Genomic DNA, 16,415 nt, shown 5'->3' with positions numbered 1-16,415 from the left:
GCACCGCGTGGCGGACGAACCGCCGTCATCACCACTGTCATTTCAGCGAGATTTCGTCGAAGTTGAACGAGCCGTCCGGCATCACGTACGCGCCCTGCAGCCGCTTGCTGCGCGCATAGACGATCTTCTCCTGCACGAGGAAGATCCACGGGGCATCGGTCCAGATCTGCTTCTGTGCATCGGCGTAGAGGTCGGTCTTCTTCGCGCGATCGACCGTCTCGAGCGCCTTCGTCAGATCGCCGTCGACCGTGTCGTTCTTGTAGTACGCGGTGTTGACGAGCTTCGGCGGCGCCGACGCGCCGGCGAGCAGCGGCGTGATCGCCCAGTTCGCTTCACCCGTCGACGACGACCAGCCGATGTAGTACATCCGCACCGGCGCCTTCGCCGGATCCGGCGCGCTCTCGACCTTCGCGACGCGCTCGCCGGCCTCCAGCGCCTGCACTTGCACCTTCACGCCGACCTGCGCGAGCTGCTGCTGCACGAACTGGATCGCCTTCTGCGACGTCGAGTTGTTATACGCGGACCACAGCGTCGTCTCGAAGGCGTTCGGATAGCCGGCCTCCTTCAGCAGCGCGCGCGCCTTCGCCGGGTCGTACGGCCACGGGCCCAGCTTCGTCGCATAGTCGACACCCTGCGGCACCACGCCGGTGGACGGCGTCGCGAAGCCGGAGAACGCGACCTTCGCGAGCGCTTCCTTGTTCACCGCATAGTTCAGCGCCTGGCGCACCTTCGGGTTGTCGAACGGCTTCTGCAGCATGTTCAGCGACACGTAGCGCTGCACGATCGACGGCCGCTCCACGATGTCGACCTTCGGGTTGCCCTTCAGGTCGGCCGCCTGCTCGAACGGAATGCGGAACGCGAAATCGGCTTCGCCCGTCTTGATCAGCGCGGCACGCGTGTTGTTGTCGACCACCGGCTTCCAGTCGATCGCGTCGATCTTCGGGTAGCCCTTCTTCCAGTAGCCGGCGAACTTCTTCACCTTCAGGTCGTCGGTCTGCTTCCATTCGACGAACTCGAACGGGCCGGTGCCGACCGGATGCAGCGCGATGTCGCGGCCCCACTTCTTCAGCGCGGCCGGCGAGATCATCACGGCCGACGGGTGCGCGAGCGTGTTGATCAGCGCCGAGAACGGCTCGCGCAGCGTGATCTTCACCGTGTACGGATCGACCACTTCGGTCTTCTCGATCACGCGGAACATGTTGTAGCGCTTCAGGTGGTTCGCCGGATCGGTCACGCGGTCGAAGTTCGCCTTCACGGCCGCCGCGTTGAAATCGGTGCCGTCGTGGAACTTCACGCCCTGGCGCAGCTTGATCGTGTAGACCTTTGCATCGGGGCTCGCGTCGTAGCTCGTCGCCAGCACGTTGACGAGCTTCATGTCCTTGTCGAAGCCGAACAGCCCCTGGTAGAACGACTTGACGACGGCCTGCGATACCGTGTCGTTCGCGTCGTACGGGTCCATCGTCGTGAACGTCGAATCCACCGCCATCACCGCGGTCTGCTGCGCGAACGCGGGCACCGCGGCCGACAGCGCGAACGCGCCGGCAAGCGCGACGAAACACGCGCGCGGACGAAACATCGGGAACGGATGCTGCTTGGTCATGTTGCTGGGCTCCTATCGGTGAATCGGTGACGCCTCACGGGCGTTTCGGTTTCGACTTCCTGCACGCTCGTGCATCGCCGTGGCGACGCATTGCTTCAGTACGCGCCGCCGACGCGATGCGTCGCGACGTAATGATCGGGGCCGACCGCGACGAGCGGCGCGACGACCGGGTCGTCGCCGACGGCACGGATCGGACTCGGGATTTCGTCCGCCGCCAGCTGGCGCGGCGCGTGCCGGCGTGCCGGATCGGCCACCGGCACCGCGCTCATCAGCTTCTTCGTGTACGGGTGCTGCGGCGCCTCGAACACCGCGCGGCGCGGGCCGATCTCGACGATCTGGCCGAGATACATCACGGCGACGCGATGGCTGATGCGCTCGACCACCGCCATGTCGTGCGAGATGAACAGGTACGCGACGCCGAGCTCGCGCTGCAGGTCGAGCATCAGGTTGACGATCTGCGCCTGCACCGACACGTCGAGCGCCGACACCGATTCGTCGGCGATCACGACCTTCGGGTTCAGCGCGAGCGCGCGCGCGATCGCGATCCGCTGGCGCTGGCCGCCCGAGAATTCGTGCGGATAGCGGCGCGCGGCCTCGGGCGGCAGGCCGACCTTGTCGAGCAGCCAGTCGACGCGCGCCTGCGCTTCGCGGCCGCTCGCGACGCCGTGCACGAGCAGCGGCTCCATGATCGAGAAGCCGACGGTCAGGCGCGGGTTCAGCGACGCGAACGGATCCTGGAAGATGAACTGGATGTTCCGGCGCAGCGCCTGCAGGTCCGCGCCCTTCATCGCGCTGATGTCGCGGCCGTCGAATTCGATCGAGCCGCTCTGCGATTCGACGAGGCGCAGCAGCGAGCGGCCGGTGGTCGACTTGCCGCAGCCCGATTCGCCGACCAGCGCCAGCGTCTCGCCCGCGCGCAGCTCGAAACTCACGCGTTCCACCGCATGCACGTATTGCGACACACGGCCGAACACGCCGCTCTTCACCGGGAAGCGCGTCACGAGATCGCGCACGCGCAGGATCGGCGACGCGGACGGGTCGACGGGCGGCTGCGCAGCGTCGTTCGCCGCGGGTGCGGGCGACGCCGCCGGGGTTGCCGCGTTTGCGCCGTCAACCTTCAGCAGCGGGAATTTCTCGGGTGCATCGGTGCCCTGCATCGAGCCGAGTTTCGGCACGGCCGCGAGCAGCGCGCGCGTGTAGCGATGCTCAGGCGCCGCGAAGATGCGATCCGACTCGCCCTCCTCGACCTTCTCGCCGCGATACATCACGAGCACGCGGTCGGCCACTTCGGCCACCACGCCCATGTCGTGCGTGATGAAGATCACGCCCATGTTCATTTCGTCCTGCAGCCCGCGCACCAGTTGCAGGATCTGCGCCTGGATCGTCACGTCGAGCGCGGTGGTCGGCTCGTCGGCGATCAGCAGCGACGGCCGGCACGACAGCGCCATCGCGATCATCACCCGCTGCCGCATCCCGCCCGACAACTGGTGCGGATAGCGCGCGAACACGCGGCGCGCCTCGGGGATGCGCACGAGCTCGAGCAGCCGCAGCGTTTCCGCGCGCGCTTCCGACAGGCTTTTCGACTGGTGCAGCGCGATCGCCTCGCTGATCTGGTCGCCGACCGTGAACACCGGGTTCAGCGACGTCATCGGCTCCTGGAAAATCATTGCGATATCCGCGCCGCGAATGCCGCGCATCGTCGCGCCGCTGGCCTGCGCGAGATCGACGATCGCACCGCCACGCCGACGGAACGCGATCCGGCCGTTCGTGATCGCGCCGCCGCCGTGCTCGACGAGCCGCATCAGCGCGAGCGACGTGACCGACTTGCCCGAGCCCGATTCGCCAACGATCGCGAGCGTCTCGCCGCGATCGACGTGAAACGACACGTTGCGTACCGCGTCGAACGTCGCGCCTTCGCGGCGGAACGTGACCGACAGGTCGTCGACGGCCACCACGCGCTGCTCGGGCAGCACCAGGCCGGACGGGTTACGGCTCGAAGTCATCGTGGGTCTCCTTCTCGTGCGGTCGGGAATCAGGCCGTGTCGTCGTCGCGATAGATGCCGACCACCGGTGCTTCACCGACGCGCGCATAGCCGCGGTACATCCCTTCGGTGTTGAACGGCATCGCGACGTTGCCGTGCGCATCGACCGCGATGATCCCGCCGCGACCCGCGAGGCGCGGCAGCTTGTTCATCACGACGTCGTGCGCGGCATCGGCGAGCGACGCGCCGCGATACGCGATCTGCGCGGCCACGTCATGCGCGGTCGCGAGCCGGATGAACATCTCGCCGGTGCCCGTCGCGGATACGGCGCAGGTCGCGTCGTCCGCATAGCAGCCCGCGCCGATGATCGGCGAATCGCCGACACGCCCCGGCTGCTTGTTCGTGATGCCGCCCGTCGACGTCGCCGCTGCAATGTGGCCATGCTGGTCGCACGCGACCGCGCCGACCGTGCCGTGCTTGCGATCCGGGTCGAGCGGTTCGGCCGGTTGCGGCTGCGCTTGCGAAGCGCCGAACGTGAACGTCGCCGCGTCGTGGTCGAGCATGGCGCCCGCCGCTGCGCGCGCCTTGACCCACTGCGCGTGACGCGCCTCGGTGTGGAAGTAACCCGGTTCCGCGAGTTCGAGCCCCTGAGCGGCTGCGAACGCATCGGCGCCCTCACCGGCGAACAGCACGTGCTCGCTGACTTCCATCACGCGCCGCGCGGCCAGCACCGGATTGCGCACACGCGTCGCGCAGCAGATCGCGCCGGCGCCGAGCGTCGCGCCATCCATCACCGCCGCGTCGAGTTCGTGCTTGCCTTCCGCCGTATAGACGGCGCCGCGCCCGGCGTTGAACAGCGGGCAATCCTCGAGCATCCGCACCGCGACGGTGACGGCGTCGAGCGCGCTGCCGCCATCGGCCAGCACCTGCTGCGCGGCCGTCAGGATGGCGGTCAGTTCGGCACGGTACTGACGTTCGGTGTCGGAATCCATCGCCTCGCGCAGGATCGTGCCTGCGCCGCCGTGAATCGCCACGATCGCGGGTGAAGTCATGTTTTTTTCGGACGGTGAGTAGAAGGGTTGGCGGCCGGTGGCGTCGCTTGCGGCTGCATGAGCCACGGCAGCAGGAATTCGGTCATCTCGGCGGCGGATTTAGCGGACCGGTGCGTGCGCAGCGCGACCGCATCGATCAGCGCCTCGATCATCGCGAGCACGGCGGCTTCCGACGTGGCCGCGAAACGCCGTTCGGCCTTGACGTACAGGTTCAGCGACGCGACCGGCGCAAGCGGCGATTGCGGGCCGTCGGAGATGCCCAGCACGCGGGCACCGCGCGCCGCCGCGCGGCGGGCGAGTTCGATCGTGTCCTTCACGTAGCGCGGAAACGCGAGCGCGATCACGAGATCGCGCGAGTCGGCCGTATACAGCCGCCGCGCCGCGTGCGACGGGCCGCCGAGCAACGCGAGCGACTGCACGTTGTCATGGCAGACGGACAGCCCGTGTTCCATCAGCCCGGTCAGAAACGCGCTCGACCCCGCGCCGAGGATCAGCACGCGCCGCGCGCCGACGATCGCCTCGACCGCGGCCTCGACATCGGCTGCGTCCAGTTGCGCACGCGTGTTCTCGATGTTCGCGACGGCCTGGTCGAATACCGCGTCGATCCACGCGGCGCCGCGCACGCCCGACTCCTGCTCCTGCGCGGAACGCAGCCGCTCGACCGGCCCGAGCGTCGCCTCGAAGCCACGCACGAGCGCCGCGCGCATCGCCGGATAGCCATCGAACCCGAGCGCCTTCGCGAAGCGGTTCGCGGTCGCGATCGACGCGTTCACGGCTTGCGCGAGTTCGTCGATGCGCATCGTCGCCGCGCGGAACGGATTCGCGAGCACGAACTCGCCCATGCGGCGGTGGATCGGCGTCATCAACGGCATCGCCGACGCGATCCGCTCGGCGATCGCGGGTTCGTCGGGACTGGCGTCGGGCGGAATGAGAGGCGTCATGCGCAGGGTTGTTGCAAGGATGATGAAAATGAATTTACACAACTCCCGTCTCGAAAAGAAATAAATTTTCATCAGGGTTTGTCACGCCCGGTCCCGCGCCTTTCGCTCACCCGACGCTCGTACAGCCCCGCCGCTCGGCCCTTGGCGCGTGATGACCGTGCGTTGCCCACTCCGCCGCGTGGCCGCGCTCCTCGGGAAAACCCCGAGCAAGTTCGTTCGAATGCATTTTCACGTTGACCGGATTCGAATTCGAACATAGGATGCTCGAAAATGATCAGTCGTCAGATAACATCGCAGCTCGATGACGACAAAATGTTCGTTCGAATACCGTATTTTCGATATAAGCGGGGGTAATCCGCCCCCATCAAGATCGGACATCGTACGAATAAAACGAATAAGCCATCCCGGGCGGATGGCCCTTACGGATCGGCGGGCGCTGTGCGCCCACCCCTCTGACAGGAGACAGCAGTGAAGACAGTCAAGGCGTTGCGCTGGTGGATCATCGTGCTCGTATGTCTCGGCACGATCCTCAACTACCTCGCACGAAACTCCCTCGCGGTGCTCGCCCCCGAGCTGAAGCAGGTCTTTTCGATCTCGACGCAGCAGTATTCGTACATCGTCGGCGCGTTCCAGATCGGTTACACGATCATGCAGCCCGTGTGCGGCTTCGTCGTCGACCTGATCGGGCTGCGGCTCGGATTCGCGCTGTTCGCGATGCTGTGGTCGATCGTCGGCGTCGCGCACGGCTTCGCGTCGGGCTGGCTGTCGCTCGGCATCCTGCGCGGCTTTCTCGGGCTGTTCGAAGCCGCCGCGATTCCGTCCGGGATGAAGGCGGTCGCCGAATGGTTTCCCGATCGCGAGAAATCCGTCGCGGTCGGCTATTTCAACGCGGGCACGTCGCTCGGCGCCGCGATCGCGCCGCCGCTCGTCGTGTTCCTGTCGATGCGGTTCGGCTGGCAGGCCGCGTTCATGGCCACCGGCGCGCTCGGCTTCGTGTGGGCCGCGCTCTGGTACGCGCAGTACCGGTCGCCGGCCGACCATCCGCGCATCACGCCGCAGGAGCGCGCGTTGATTCGCGACGGCCAGGCGACGATGCCGCCCGTGTCAAAGCGCCGCATTCGCGACGTCGTCACCGCGCGGCGCTTCTGGGCCATCGCGCTGCCGCGCTTCTTCGCCGAGCCCGCGTGGCAGACCTTCAGCTTCTGGATTCCGCTGTATCTCGCGACCGAGCGCCACATGGAGCTCAAGCAGATCGCGATCTTCGCGTGGATGCCGTTTCTCGCGGCCGACCTCGGCGGCATCGCGGGCGGCTACCTGTCGCCGTATCTCGCGAAACGGTTCAAGCTGCCGCTCGTGTGGTCGCGCGTTGCCGGCGTTGCGCTCGGCGCGGTGCTGATGCTCGGTCCCGCGATGATCGGGCTCGTCGCGTCGCCGTACATGGCCATCGCGCTGTTCTGCGTCGGCGGCTTCGCGCACCAGATGATCTCCGCACTCGTCAACACGCTGTCGGCCGACGTGTTCGATCCCGAGGAAGTCGGCACCGCGAGCGGCTTCGCCGGGATGGCCGCGTGGATCGGCGGGCTCGGTTTCTCGCTGCTGGTCGGCGCGCTCGCCGACAAGATCGGCTACGCGCCGCTGTTCGCGTGCCTCGGCCTGTTCGACATCATCGGCGTCACGCTGCTCGCGGTGCTGATCCGCGGGCAGTCGAAGCAGGAACGCCTGCTCGCCCAGCATGCCTGACCTTCGCCTTTACCAGGAATCGCATTCATGACTTCGCTTCTTCATCCGCCCGTGTTCCGCGTCGCCGGCCAGCACGCGAACCGTGTGCTGCTCGCGTCCGACGCAGGCGCGACCGTTGAAATCTTCGTGCTCGAGGACGACATCGTGCGGGTGCGCGTGCTGCCCGACGCGACGGCGCGCAACCCGCGCACGTGGTCGATCGCGCCGGGCCTCGACGACGTGCCGCTCGACGGTCGCGACCGCCTCGATCTCGACGGCTTCGCGCTGCCCGCCTATACGCTCGTCGAAGACGACGATGCCGTGTGCATCGAAACCGCGCAGATCCGCGTCGTGGTGCGCCGGCAAGGCGGCCACTGCACGTGGTCAATGCGCGGCGCGGACGGTACGTGGCGCATCGCACTCGCCGACCGCGCGACGCAGGCGTACAACTTCGGCTGGTGGGACGATCGTGCGTATCACTACGTCGCCCGCGAGCGCGGCGACAAGGTGTTCGGCCTCGGCGAACGCGCAGGCGACCTCGACCGCACCGGCGCGCGCTTCGAGATGCGCAACATCGACGCGATGGGCTACAGCGCGAAGCACACCGACCCGCTGTACAAGCACATCCCGTTCTACATCACGTGGTCGCCCGCTGCGTGCCAGGGATTCGGGCTGTTCTACGACACGCTGTCGGACTGCGCGTTCGACATGGGCCGCGAGCTCGACAACTATCACGGCCCGTACCGCTATTTCGTCGCCGAGCACGGCGATCTCGACTACTACTTCATCGCGTCGCCCGACACGCCGCTCGCGGCCGCGCGGCGCTTCACGTGGCTCACCGGGCGCCCTGCGCGCACGCCGAAATGGGGGCTCGGCTATTCGGGCTCGACGATGAGCTATACCGATGCGCCGGACGGGCAGCAGCAGATGAACCAGTTCGTCGAACAGTGCGACACGCACGACATCCTGTGCGATTCGTTCCACCTGTCGTCGGGCTATACGTCGATCGGCGCGAAGCGCTACGTGTTCAACTGGAACCGCGACAAGTTTCCGGACGCGAAGGGCTTCGTGAAGCATTACCGCGATCACGGCATCCGCCTGTGCGCGAACATCAAGCCGTGCCTGCTGCGCGACCACCCCGCATTCGAAGAGGCGGCCAGGCGCGGGCTGCTGATCCGCTCGGCGTCCGGCGAGCCCGCATGGGTGCAGTTCTGGGACGAGGTCGGCGCGTATCTCGACTTCACGCAGCCCGATGCGTACCGCTGGTGGCGCGAGCAGGTCACGTCGGCGCTGCTCGAATACGGGATCGAGTCGACCTGGAACGACAACAACGAGTACGAGATCTGGTCGCCCGACGCGATCGCGCACGGCTTCGGCCAGCCGTATCCCGCGCGCGAAGCGAAGGTGCTGCAGACGATGCTGATGATGCGCGCGTCGCGCGACGCGCAGCGCGCGCATGCGCCGGCGCGGCGGCCGTTCCTCGTGTCGCGCTCCGGCGGCGCCGGCATGCAGCGTTACGTGCAGACCTGGTCCGGCGACAACTATACGTCGTGGGAAACCCTGCGCTACAACCTGAAGATGGGCCTCGGGCTCGCGCTGTCGGGCGTGTCGAACATCGGTCACGACATCGGCGGCTTCTCCGGGCCCGCGCCGTCGCCGGAGCTGCTGCTGCGGTGGGTGCAGTTCGGCATCTTCATGCCGCGCTTCAGCATCCACTCGTGGAACGACGACGGCACCGTCAACGAACCGTGGATGTACCCGGAGATCACCGCGCGGATCGCGTCGCTGATCAAGCAGCGCTACCGGCTGCTGCCCTACCTCTATCACCTGCTGTGGCTGTCGACGACGCGCTACGAGCCCGTGCTGCGGCCGACCTTCGCCGACTTCCCTGGCGATGCGCGCTGCTACGACGCATGTGACGACATGATGCTCGGCGACGCGCTGCTCGTCGCGCCGGTCGTCGATCCCGGCCTGACGGCGCGCACCGTCTACCTGCCGTCGGGCGCGCGCTGGATGTGCTGCGCGAGCGCGCAAGCGTTCGACGGCGGCGCGAGCGTGACGCTGCCCGCGCCGCTCGACTCGCCGGTCATGCTGCTGCGCGAGGGCCGCGTGCTGCCGCTGAACGTCGCGGAACAGCATTTCGGCGCGCGCGCCGACACGCGCGGCTTCCTCGTTGCGCCGCGCATCGAGGACGGCGTCGCGTACGGCGAATGCGTCGAGGACGATGGCGAGACGGAAGCATGGCGCGACGGCGAATACGGGCTGTGGCGCATCGAGACCGGCCGCGAAGCGTCGGGCGCGCTCGGCGTATCGGTGCGCTGGGACGGCCGCCCGGCACGCCCGGCCGACCGCGTCGAAATCCTGTTGCCCGCATCGCTGCAAGGCCCGGTCAACGTGCGCGGCGCGCGCATCGAGCAGGATGCGCGGGACGGCGCATGGCGCCGCCTCGTCGTCGCATTCGACAGCTGAACCGCGTCACCCGCGCCAGACGGGCCGTTCGCGCGGCCCGTCGCCCGCCACAGAGGAGGGGACCGAGCCTCCCGCCCACCTTGAGAAGATGAAGAGATCTGGAGATCGTCAATGAAAGCACCCGTCAACCGCTATGCAATCCTGATTTTATCGGCCGCCTCGCTCGGCACGATCGCCGCCCACGCGCAGAGCAGCGTGACGCTGTACGGTGTCGTCGACGATTCGCTCGCGTACGTGAACAACCAGCAGGGCCACTCGAACGTCTACATGCGCGACGGCAACCTGTATGCGTCGAAGTTCGGGCTGCGCGGCGACGAGGATCTCGGCGGCGGCACGCATGCGATCTTCGACCTGCAGTCCGGCTTCAACCTCAACAACGGCGCGCAATCCGCCGCCGGCCTGATCTTCAATCGCCAGGCGTTCGTCGGCCTGCGCAACGATCACTACGGCACGATGACGGCGGGCCGCCAGTACACGCCCTACTTCCTGTTCGTCGGCCCGTACGCGTCGAGCAGTTGGCTGACCGGCGCGACGGGCGCGCATCCGGGCGACATCGACGGCCTCGACACGACGATCCGCGTGAACAACTCGGTCACTTATACGTCACCGACCTTCGCCGGGCTGACCGCCAGCGCGATGTACGCGTTCGGCGGCATTGCCGGCGCGACCGGCAAGGGCAACACGTTCAGCGCCGCACTGCGATATGCGAACGGGCCGATCGGCGTCGCGGCCGGCTACCTGCGCATCAACAGCTCGGGCTCGTCGGCGGGCTTCCTGAATCCGGCAACCGCCGCGTCGGGCAGCTTCGCGGTATCCGTGCTGAACCAGGGCTACCTGACCGCGAAGGCCGTCGAGCAGGTCGCGGCGGCCGGCAACTACACGCTCGGCGACCTGACGATGGGGCTCAACTACTCGAACGTGAAGTACCTGCCCGGCAACGGCTCGGCGTTCACGGACACGGCCGTGTTCAACACCTACGGCGCGCTCGCCGCGTACCGTTTCACGCCGACATTCTCGGTGGCCGGCGCGTTCGCGTACACGCTCGCGTCGAAGGCGAACGGCATCAACAGTGCGGCCCGCTACCAGCAGGTTTCGCTGAAGGAGTCGTACAGCCTGTCGAAGCGCACGACGCTCTATGCGCTGCAGGCGTACACGCATTCGAGCGGGCAAACGCTCGGTGCGCAAGGCGCCGGCCACGTGATCGATGCGGCGCCGATCGTCGGCGATTCGCAGCAGCTCACGCCATCGACCACGCATGGCCAGTTCGTCGGGATGGTCGGGATCGCCGTCACGTTCTGAACCCTCGCGGCAGCGCCTTCGGCGCGCTGCCCCTGCCCCGGGCGACACGCATTTCGCGCATTCCATGCGTGCCGTCCGGGCACCTCGCACACGGCCCACGAAGCGTTTTCGGCGGCCCGTGCGCGCGCCGCGCGAACCGCGCGGGTTTTCTCGACCTCGCCAATACCTTACAATTCGTCAGGTTTTCCCTTCTGCATGCCCCTTCTTGCAGTCCTGACACCGCGCTACACTCGACGCACGCCGTATCAGGGTCCGACGCGCGACACGCGCGTCGGGCGGCGTCGCGCCTCGTTGCGCCCACAACTGGATGCCAGCCATGCCAGATTCCCGTCCCTCGCCCCGCACGACATTCAAGCCGCAGGTCGTCCTGCCCGCGCTCGCGGTCATCGGCGCGTTGCTCGTCGTCTGCGCGCTGCGCCCGAGCGAAGCCGGCGCGCTGTTCTCCGCCGGCCAGCAATGGGTCATCGCACGCTTCGACTGGTTCTACGTGCTCGCCGTGACCGGCTTCCTCGTGTTTCTCGTGCTGATCGCCGCCAGCGACTTCGGCAACATCCGGCTCGGCCCCGACGACGCCGAACCCGAATTCAGCTTCGTGTCATGGACAGCGATGCTGTTCGCGGCCGGCATGGGCATCGGCCTCATGTATTTCGGCGTCGGCGAGCCGATGCAGCACTTCCTGAAGCCGCCGACCGTCGACCCGGGCACGCCCGCCGCCGCGCGCGAGGCGATGCTGATGACCTTCTTCCACTGGGGCTTCCATGCGTGGGCGATCTACGGGCTGATGGGGCTCGTGCTCGCGTATTTCGGCTTCCGCTACAACCTGCCGCTGACGCTGCGCTCGGGGTTGTATCCGGTGCTGCGCGAACGCATCAACGGCTGGATCGGCCACACGGTCGACGCGTTCGCGCTGGTCGGCACGGTCGCCGGCATCGCGACGACGCTCGGCTACGGCGTGATGCAGATCAGCGCCGGCCTGCACACGGTCGTGGGCTGGGACACCAGCGGCAACGCGTTCCGCATCGGGCTCGTCGTGCTGGTCGTGCTGCTCGCGGGTGCTTCCGCCGCGAGTGGCCTCGACAAGGGCGTGCGGCGGCTGTCCGAGCTGAACCTGCTGCTCGCGTTCCTGCTGCTCGCATTCGTGGTCGTCGCGGGCCCGACGTCGTTCCTGCTGCGCGCGCTCGGCGACAACATCGGCCAGTACCTGTCGCATCTCGTCGACCTGTCGTTCCGCACCTATGCGTACGCGTCGCCGCGCGAGGAAGGCTGGTTCGGCGGCTGGACGATCCTCTACTGGGCGTGGTGGGTGTCGTGGTCGCCGTTCGTCGGCATGTTCATCGCGCGCATCTCGCGCGGCCGCACGATCCGCCAGTTCGTGATCGGCGTGCTGCTCGTGCCGACCGCGTTCAACCTCGTTTGGATGACGGTGTTCGGCAACAGCGCGATCTGGCTCGATACGCACGGCGCGGCCGGCGCGCTCGCGCAGACGGCCACCAATGTCGACGCGCTGCTGTTCCGCTTCTTCGACTTCCTGCCGCTGTCGCAAGGGCTGTCGATCGTCGCGATCGTGCTGATCGCGGTGTTCTTCGTCACGTCCGCCGATTCGGGCGCGTTCGTGATCGACCAGATCGCGACGCGCGGCAATGCGCAGTCGCCCGTGTGGCAACGGCTGTTCTGGGCCGCGCTGCTCGGCGTGACGGCCGGGGTGCTGCTCGTCGCTGGCGGCCTCGGCGCATTGCAGGCGATGACGCTGATCGCCGCGCTGCCGGTGGCGATCATCATGATCGCGCTCTGCTACGGGCTGTGGCGCGGCCTCGCGGCCGACCGCGTGCACTATTCGCAGGACGTCGCGCCCGCGACGAGCTTCTGGACCGGCCAGCACTGGCGCCATCGCCTCACGCACATCCTGCGGCAGACGACCGAAGCCGAAGCGCGCCAGTTCGTCGCCGAGACGGTCGAGCCCGCGTTGCGCAAGGTCGCCGACGAGCTGCGCGCGAGCGGTGTCGATGCGAACGTGCAGCGCGACAGCGACGACGCCGTGCGGCTCACCGTGCCGACCGCCGACCACCGCGATTTCGTATACGGCGTGCGCGTGACGGTGAAATCCGCGGCCGCGTTCCTGGTGCGCGAGGCGGCCGAGCCGGAAGCGGAACGGGCCCACGTGTACGGGATCGTCACGTTCTTCGAGGACGGGCGGCTCGGCTACGACGTCGAATACCTGCGCGGCGACGAAGTGATTGCCGATGTGCTGCGCCAGTACGAACGCTACGTGTCGCTCGCGGCCGACAAGCGCACGCATCTGCTGAGCCGCGCGCCGGGGCATGCGACGGAGGCCGAATGAACGCCGCCCTTGCCACGCCGTGGCGGTTCGCCATCCACGACGGAGCGGCACGATGACCGGACTCCTGCAAAGCCGCGCCTCCGACGTCATCGCGCTCGGCACGCTCGCCGTGCTCTACCTCGGCGGCGCCGGCATCGCGCTGTGGCGAATCCGGGCCGCGGCACCCCGCGGCAAGGTCTACTGGATCGTCTGCGCGGCGCTGCTCGCCGGCGGCGTCATCGCGATGGGCATCAACCTGTCGCCGATGCCGGATACCGGGAACATGCCGCCCGGGTTTGCGCTCGGCGTCGAAGCCGTGCTGCTCGGTCTCGCCCTGGTCGCCGGCGGATGCGCGTGGTTGATGTTGCGCGCGCGGCGACACTGACGCGCGTACGTCACGCGGCCCGGCTTCGTCCCGCGCGAACGGCCACGCGCGGGGCGAGCCGGCCGCCCCTTCCTTGACCTGCCTCTTTATCGCAACGCGTTACGCGGACGGTGCCCGCGCCGTCACGAGCCAGCATGCCGCGTCGAAGCGCACATCGGCACCCTCCACGTAACGCGCGAACGCGGCACGCATCGTGTCGACCACGCGCCGCCGGGTCGCCTCGTCCACCTCCAGCAATGCCAGCCCGACCGGGCCCAGCCGCGAGATGTAATCGTCCAGCGCGGAAGCAGGCAGCGCGCACGCCAGATCGACCGGCTCGATCGCGATGTCCGCCCAGCCGCTGTCCGACAGCACCGACGCAACGCGCTGCCGGTCGCCGAACGCGAATTGCCCCGGCGCGCCGGGCCGCCGGGCGGGCAGGTTCGGCAGCAACGGCGCGGCGGCCCGCTCGGCGACCGTCATGAACGGATTGTCGGCCGCGCTGCGCCATGCGACGAACCGCATCTGCGCATTCGGCCGCGCCGCTTGCCGCAGATTCGCGAAGGCCCGCACCGGATCGTCGAAGAACATCACACCGAGGCGCGACACGATCAGGTCGACGCTCGCGGGCTCGAACGCGTGAGTCTGCACATCCGCACGCACGAAACGGGCGTGAACGCCGCTGCGTTCGGCGCGCGCCTGCGCGGCGTCGATCATCCGGGCCGAGATATCGATGCCCGTGCATTGCGCGTCCGCGCCGAGCCGCCGCGCGATCGCGAGCGTCACCGCGCCCGTGCCGCAGCCGACGTCGAGCACGCGGCGCGCGGACGACGTAGCCGCCGCATCCACAAGCAACTGCGCCAGCGGTTCGAACATCCGGTCGATCGGCGCCTGCGTGTCGACCCACGCACGCCCCGACGGGCCGTTCCACAGCGCGGATTGTTCGTCATTGGGCCGGCTGGTTTCCATCGTCGCTTCCCCTTCTGGTTCGTTGATCGTGCATTGCACTTTGCTGCTTCAAGCCGGCTTGAAGTCAAGGCCTCCGGCCGCGACCTGCCCCATCGCGATGTCGATGCCCGGCCCGTATGCAAGCGCCCCGTCTTTTCACATTTCTTACATTCGCGCTGCGTATCGTTGACGACTTTCCTACGGTGCCTCCCATGCGACGACTCCTCACGCGCGCGCTGCTCGTGCGCTGCGCTCCCCTTGCTGCCCTCGCCGTGCTGTTCGCGTGCTCGAACCACATCGATTCGCCGGACGATCCGGCGAGTGCGTCGGTCAACGTCCAGGCCGCATGGGTCGAGATCGGCGAGTCGAACCAGGCGATCGCGCGCGTCATCACGAACTACACGCCCGCGTCGGCCGGCGATCCGCTGTGCCCGCAATTGACGGTCGACGGCAAGCTGTCGCGCATGTCCGTGCGCGCAGGCGCCGCGACCCTCGCCCAGCGGCCGACCGCCAGCGATCCGGCCGATTCGAAGCCGTCGAGCTTCCCGGTGTCCGTCTGCGAGATGACGCTGCCGGCCGGCGCGCAGTCAGCAAGCGTCGCGGGCCGCACGCTGCCGCTGCCGAAGGCGCAGCCGCAACGCATCGCGATCATCGCCGACACCGGCTGCCGCATGAAGAAGGCGGACAACGCGTGGCAGGCGTGCAACGACGCATCGGCATGGCCGCTCGACACGATCGCGGCCAGCGTCGCGAAGCTGTCGCCCGATCTCGTGATGCACATCGGCGACTATCACTATCGCGAGAACGCGTGCCCGCCGGACATCGCCGGCTGCAAGGACAGCCCGTGGGGCTATGGCTGGGATACGTGGCAGGCCGACCTGTTCCGCCCGGCCGCGCCGCTGTTCGCGAAGGCGCCGTGGGTCGTCGTGCGCGGCAACCATGAGGAATGCGCGCGGGCGGGCCAAGGCTGGTTCCGCTTCCTCGATCCGCGCCCGTATTCGGCCGCGCGCTCGTGCGACGATCCGGCCAACGACAACAACGCGAACTATTCGGAACCCTATGCGGTGTCGCTCGGCGGCGGCTCGCAGGTGATCGTGTTCGACACCGCGAAGGTCGGCCGCACGCCGCTCAAGACGACCGACGCGCAATTCGGCATCTACCAGAAGCAGTTCCAAACGGTCGCCGCACTCGCGTCGAAGGCCGGCATGACCACGACGATCTTCACGAACCATCATCCGATCCTCGCGTTCGCGCCGATCGCCGGCAGCACGCCCGCGCCGGGCAACCTCGCGCTGCAGTCGGTGATGTCGAGCCTCAACGCGCAGGCGTACTACCCGCCCGGCGTGCACGTCGCGCTGCACGGGCACGTGCACGACTTCCAGGCGATCAACTTCTCGTCCGGGCATCCGGCGACGATCGTGTCCGGCAACGGCGGCGACAATCTCGACGTCGCGCTGCCCGACCCGTTCCCGGCCGGCCTGACGCCCGCACCGGGCGCCGTGATCGAGCGGCTGTCGCACAACAACAGCTTCGGCTTCCTGATCATGGAACGCCGCGCCGCCCCGGCGACCGGCTGGGTGTTCCACGCGTATTCGGCGGCCGGCAAGCTGCTCGTGTCGTGCAACCAGTCGGGCACGACGCTCGCCTGCGACAAGACGGGGTTCATTGCGCCGTGAGTGAAGGGGTTCGATGTGACGGCCGCCATGCGGGCGGCCTGCAAACGC

The 16,415-nt window shown here is 68.0% G+C and carries 11 protein-coding genes; 6 read left to right on the top strand and 5 right to left on the bottom strand.

The window, feature by feature from the left end:
- Window positions 1-37: 37 nt before the first annotated feature.
- The 4 genes from gsiB to CFB34_RS09730 all read right to left on the bottom strand — a co-directional run bounded on the left by gsiB (window position 38) and on the right by CFB34_RS09730 (window position 5,575).
- Window positions 38-1,600 carry a glutathione ABC transporter substrate-binding protein GsiB gene (gsiB, locus tag CFB34_RS09745; RefSeq protein WP_089442675.1) on the bottom strand — a complete coding sequence of 521 codons (1,563 nt, stop codon included), beginning with the start codon at window positions 1,598-1,600 and terminating at the stop codon, window positions 38-40.
- Window positions 1,601-1,695: 95 nt separating this feature from the next.
- On the bottom strand, window positions 1,696-3,603 hold the full coding sequence (locus tag CFB34_RS09740) for a dipeptide ABC transporter ATP-binding protein (protein WP_089442676.1): 1,908 nt from the start codon (window positions 3,601-3,603) through the stop codon (window positions 1,696-1,698).
- 29 nt (window positions 3,604-3,632) lie between these two features.
- On the bottom strand, window positions 3,633-4,634 hold the full coding sequence (locus tag CFB34_RS09735) for an isoaspartyl peptidase/L-asparaginase (RefSeq protein ID WP_089442677.1): 1,002 nt from the start codon (window positions 4,632-4,634) through the stop codon (window positions 3,633-3,635).
- Complete coding sequence (locus tag CFB34_RS09730; RefSeq protein WP_089442678.1) at window positions 4,631-5,575, bottom strand: MurR/RpiR family transcriptional regulator; 945 nt, start codon at window positions 5,573-5,575, stop codon at window positions 4,631-4,633. The genes CFB34_RS09735 and CFB34_RS09730 overlap by 4 nt, the downstream gene beginning before the upstream one ends.
- A gap of 468 nt (window positions 5,576-6,043) precedes the next feature.
- On the opposite strand from CFB34_RS09730, the gene CFB34_RS09725 reads away from it, so the two are divergent.
- The 5 genes from CFB34_RS09725 to CFB34_RS09705 all read left to right on the top strand — a co-directional run bounded on the left by CFB34_RS09725 (window position 6,044) and on the right by CFB34_RS09705 (window position 13,764).
- Window positions 6,044-7,315: an MFS transporter gene (locus tag CFB34_RS09725; protein WP_089442679.1), complete on the top strand. Its 1,272-nt coding sequence runs from the start codon at window positions 6,044-6,046 to the stop codon at window positions 7,313-7,315.
- Window positions 7,316-7,342: 27 nt separating this feature from the next.
- A complete protein-coding gene (locus tag CFB34_RS09720) occupies window positions 7,343-9,763 on the top strand; it encodes a glycoside hydrolase family 31 protein (protein ID WP_089442680.1) in 2,421 nt (806 codons plus the stop codon).
- Between the two features lie 111 nt (window positions 9,764-9,874).
- Window positions 9,875-11,062, top strand: coding sequence for a porin (locus CFB34_RS09715; protein WP_089442681.1), 1,188 nt, complete (start codon window positions 9,875-9,877; stop codon window positions 11,060-11,062).
- 316 nt (window positions 11,063-11,378) lie between these two features.
- Window positions 11,379-13,400 (top strand): BCCT family transporter, encoded by a 2,022-nt coding sequence (locus CFB34_RS09710; protein ID WP_089442682.1) that lies wholly within the window; start codon window positions 11,379-11,381, stop codon window positions 13,398-13,400.
- 52 nt (window positions 13,401-13,452) lie between these two features.
- Complete coding sequence (locus CFB34_RS09705) at window positions 13,453-13,764, top strand: hypothetical protein (protein ID WP_089442683.1); 312 nt, start codon at window positions 13,453-13,455, stop codon at window positions 13,762-13,764.
- A gap of 99 nt (window positions 13,765-13,863) precedes the next feature.
- Here the strand turns inward: CFB34_RS09705 and CFB34_RS09700 are convergent, their stop codons facing one another.
- Window positions 13,864-14,712 (bottom strand): class I SAM-dependent methyltransferase, encoded by an 849-nt coding sequence (locus CFB34_RS09700; protein WP_089442684.1) that lies wholly within the window; start codon window positions 14,710-14,712, stop codon window positions 13,864-13,866.
- A gap of 191 nt (window positions 14,713-14,903) precedes the next feature.
- Here CFB34_RS09700 and CFB34_RS09695 point away from each other — a divergent pair, with 191 nt between their 5' ends.
- Window positions 14,904-16,367: a metallophosphoesterase gene (locus tag CFB34_RS09695; RefSeq protein ID WP_089442685.1), complete on the top strand. Its 1,464-nt coding sequence runs from the start codon at window positions 14,904-14,906 to the stop codon at window positions 16,365-16,367.
- Window positions 16,368-16,415: the final 48 nt, after the last annotated feature.

Origin of the sequence: Burkholderia sp. HI4860, assembly GCF_002223045.2 — a bacterium.
GTDB lineage: Bacteria > Pseudomonadota > Gammaproteobacteria > Burkholderiales > Burkholderiaceae > Burkholderia.
This window is presented reverse-complemented; position numbering and strand designations above follow the sequence as displayed.

Bases quoted from the DNA above. Each gene is read 5' to 3' on its own strand.
- gsiB (WP_089442675.1), bottom strand. From the start codon at position 1,600: ATGACCAAGCAGCATCCGTTCCCGATGTTTCGTCCGCGCGCGTGTTTC.
- CFB34_RS09740 (WP_089442676.1), bottom strand. From the start codon at position 3,603: ATGACTTCGAGCCGTAACCCGTCCGGCCTGGTGCTGCCCGAGCAGCGC.
- CFB34_RS09735 (WP_089442677.1), bottom strand. From the start codon at position 4,634: ATGACTTCACCCGCGATCGTGGCGATTCACGGCGGCGCAGGCACGATC.
- CFB34_RS09730 (WP_089442678.1), bottom strand. From the start codon at position 5,575: ATGACGCCTCTCATTCCGCCCGACGCCAGTCCCGACGAACCCGCGATC.
- CFB34_RS09720 (WP_089442680.1), top strand. From the start codon at position 7,343: ATGACTTCGCTTCTTCATCCGCCCGTGTTCCGCGTCGCCGGCCAGCAC.
- CFB34_RS09715 (WP_089442681.1), top strand. From the start codon at position 9,875: ATGAAAGCACCCGTCAACCGCTATGCAATCCTGATTTTATCGGCCGCC.
- CFB34_RS09710 (WP_089442682.1), top strand. From the start codon at position 11,379: ATGCCAGATTCCCGTCCCTCGCCCCGCACGACATTCAAGCCGCAGGTC.
- CFB34_RS09705 (WP_089442683.1), top strand. From the start codon at position 13,453: ATGACCGGACTCCTGCAAAGCCGCGCCTCCGACGTCATCGCGCTCGGC.
- CFB34_RS09700 (WP_089442684.1), bottom strand. From the start codon at position 14,712: ATGGAAACCAGCCGGCCCAATGACGAACAATCCGCGCTGTGGAACGGC.
- CFB34_RS09695 (WP_089442685.1), top strand. From the start codon at position 14,904: ATGCGACGACTCCTCACGCGCGCGCTGCTCGTGCGCTGCGCTCCCCTT.